The sequence below is a fragment of the Accumulibacter sp. genome (assembly GCF_032229525.1).
Classification (GTDB): Bacteria; Pseudomonadota; Gammaproteobacteria; order Burkholderiales; family Rhodocyclaceae; genus Accumulibacter.
In genome coordinates this window covers 1-2,720 of the sequence record NZ_JAVTWB010000080.1, presented here as the reverse complement: position 1 = coordinate 2,720, position 2,720 = coordinate 1, and the positions used below count along the sequence as shown (strand labels likewise).

Genomic DNA, 2,720 nt, shown 5'->3' with positions numbered 1-2,720 from the left:
ACGTCAAACTGCGACACGGATGCTACACAAGGCGCTGTGTTGATGCAACGCCGGCCAATTGAGCGCGCGCCAAACTGACCCATGAAGTGGGCTGCAAAACCGGCAGCATTACCACCAAGCCGGTGCGGCATGCCAGCGGACCGTGCCTCGCCAGCGCTTTCGTGCCCGCGATTCGTGCCACTATTCACCACGTCTGCTGGCCGAACCGCGCGCTGAATACAAACAAACCAAGTCAGCGCGTCATGCGTAAAATAGGACGCACCCGATCATCGAAAGCGAGCTCACCATGGACTTGAGCTTTGAACAGCTGAACAAGCCCGTCCGGCATCTGTTGCTTGTCGATGACGAGGAGAGCATCTTGCGCTCCTTGCAGCGGATGCTGCGCCGCGACGGCTATGTCATTCATCTGGCGACCAGTGGTGAGGAAGGGCTCGCCATCCTGGACCGGGAACCGGTCGGCGTGATCATCACCGACCAGCGGATGCCGGTGATGACCGGGTCGCAATTCCTCAGCAAGGTAAAGGAACAGCACCCCGATACCATCCGCATCGTGCTCTCCGGTTACACCGAACTGAACTCGATCACCGACGCCATCAACCGCGGGGCGATCTACAAGTTCCTGACCAAACCGTGGGATGACGAACTCTTGCGCACGCAGATCGCAGACGCCTTCACGCACTACGAACTGAAGAGCGAGAACGCGCGCGTATCGACACTGAACCGGGCGATCATCGATGCCATTCCGGACGCCTTGCTGCTGGTCGATGCCCACAAACGCGTGGTGTCGGCTGCCAATGCGGCGGCGGGCAGCCTACTCGGCTACCCATCGACGGCACTGGCCGGCAAGGCGATCGGCGACATCGAGGCTCTACCGCTGGACCACTTCTACTGGGACGAAATATCCACCGGCAGTTTCCGGGCGCTGCATGCGGTTGAAACCGAATATATCCGCGCTGACGGCAGCCTGGTGCCGGTACGCAAGTCGACCTCGAACGCCGCCGACGGGCAGTGCCAGTACGTTCTGGTATTGGCGCACGACCTTCGCCACGAACGGACCATCGAGTCGTCGCTCGAGAGACTGAATGAAGAAATGGCGTCGGTGCTGGAGGCTACCTCGGAGGGCTTGCTGGTCCTCGATGCCGCACGCCAACTCTCGCGCATCAATCGCCGCCTGAACGAAATGTGGTCGCTGCCGGAAGAGCTGGTTTCGTCAACCGGAGGGGAGTCGATCCTGCACTGGATCGCGGCACAGGCGACGACCCCGGCGGAGACCGCGGCAGCCCTTTTTGCAACATTCTCGGCGCCGGGAAACCGCAGCAACGGCCACTTCCTGCGCGAGAACGGCGAAACCTGCCTGTGGCATGCCCACCCACAAATACTGCGCGGCGAGCTGATTGGCCATATCTTCTGCTTTGCCGTCTCGCTGCCAGCGGCAAGCTGAGCGGCCAGCACACCCGGGCCACCCTAGTCGGCTCGGGCATCCTCGCCAAAATAGTACGCCACCCGTTTCCTCGGGCTGAGGTATTCGTGCACCGCGGGCGCCAACGCCGCCGTGCGCAAGGCTTTGCTGATGCTGATTTCGGGACTTTTCTCGAGGTCGAGGATGATCGCATCGGCTTTCGGAATCAGCGCGTCGTACACCAGCAGCATGGGCTGCAAGGGCCGCGCCGTATTGACCGAAATCACCATCGCCGTTGCGCCAGTGGACAGTTGCACGATGCTGCCCGGCGGATAGACGCCGAGGATACGAATCAGTTTGGCCAGCATCGCCGTATCAAACCAGTTCCTCTGCCGGGCAAACATCGTAGACAGCGCCTCGAAGGCCGTCAGCGCAGCCGCGACATTGGCGGGATTGCACAGGTGGTCGTAGTGGTTGGTGATGGCGATGATCCGCGCCACCTGGCCAATCTGATCGCCGGTCAATCGATACGGGTAACCGCTACCATCCAGACGCTCGTGGTGCTGCAGGATGGCGGCGACGACGGCTTCCGGCAAACCGCAGCGCAGGGCCATCTTGGCACCGATTTCGCAGTGCTGGCGCATCGCGGCCTGCTCCGCCTGCGGCAGCGGCCCGTTCTTGTGCAGCACGTTTGACGGCGCATCCGCCATACCGATATCGTGGAAAATGGCCGCCACGCCAACGGTCTGCAGCGTGTCGGCATCCAGTTCCATCGCCTTGCCGAGAATCAGCGCCAGCACCGCGACGCTGAGCGAGTGATGGTACACCGCGTCACCATCGCCCTGATCGCCGAGCAGATGGACCATCACTTCGCTGCTACCGAGCAGCGATTCGGCGATCCCGGCGACCAGAGCGTTGGCCATGCCGATCGCCTTGGCAGGTTCTGTACGCAAGCTGGTGGTCGCGTGGCGGACTATCTTTGCCGCCTTGGCCGCCTGCTTTTCCGCCTTGGCAATACTGGCGCGCAAGGCCCGGCTTTGTTCCATGCGCAAGGTCTTCTCGTCTGCCATGGTCACTGCCGGCGCGGTATCGGGAGTGTCTTCAAGCTCCGCTGGCGACTCGGCGACCTCAGCGACCTCAGCGACCTCAGCGACCACAGCGACCTCGACAGGCGCGGCAAGCGTAGCGGGAGCACCGACCAACTGGCTGCGCGAACGATCGATGCGGATCTGTTTCAGGCCCAGACTGCGCAGGGTCGCCAGTTGTCCCTCGTCCTGAACGACGAAGCTGCTGAAACTGAAGGGATGTTTCAGCCACGACA

General features: G+C 62.1%; 2 protein-coding genes. One reads left to right on the top strand and one right to left on the bottom strand.

Annotation, left to right across the window (positions count from 1 at the left end; all coding sequences use genetic code 11):
• The first annotated feature begins 286 nt into the window (after positions 1–286).
• On the top strand, positions 287–1,441 hold the full coding sequence (locus RUW20_RS04935; protein ID WP_313951087.1) for a response regulator: 1,155 nt from the start codon (positions 287–289) through the stop codon (positions 1,439–1,441).
• Positions 1,442–1,464: 23 nt separating this feature from the next.
• Here the strand turns inward: RUW20_RS04935 and RUW20_RS04930 are convergent.
• Positions 1,465–2,720, bottom strand: a 1,256-nt coding sequence (locus tag RUW20_RS04930; protein ID WP_313951086.1) for an HD-GYP domain-containing protein, incomplete at its 5' end; no start/stop codon positions are given.

Coding starts and splice junctions, on each gene's coding strand:
- RUW20_RS04935 (WP_313951087.1), top strand. CDS start 287: ATGGACTTGAGCTTTGAACAGCTGAACAAGCCCGTCCGGCATCTGTTG.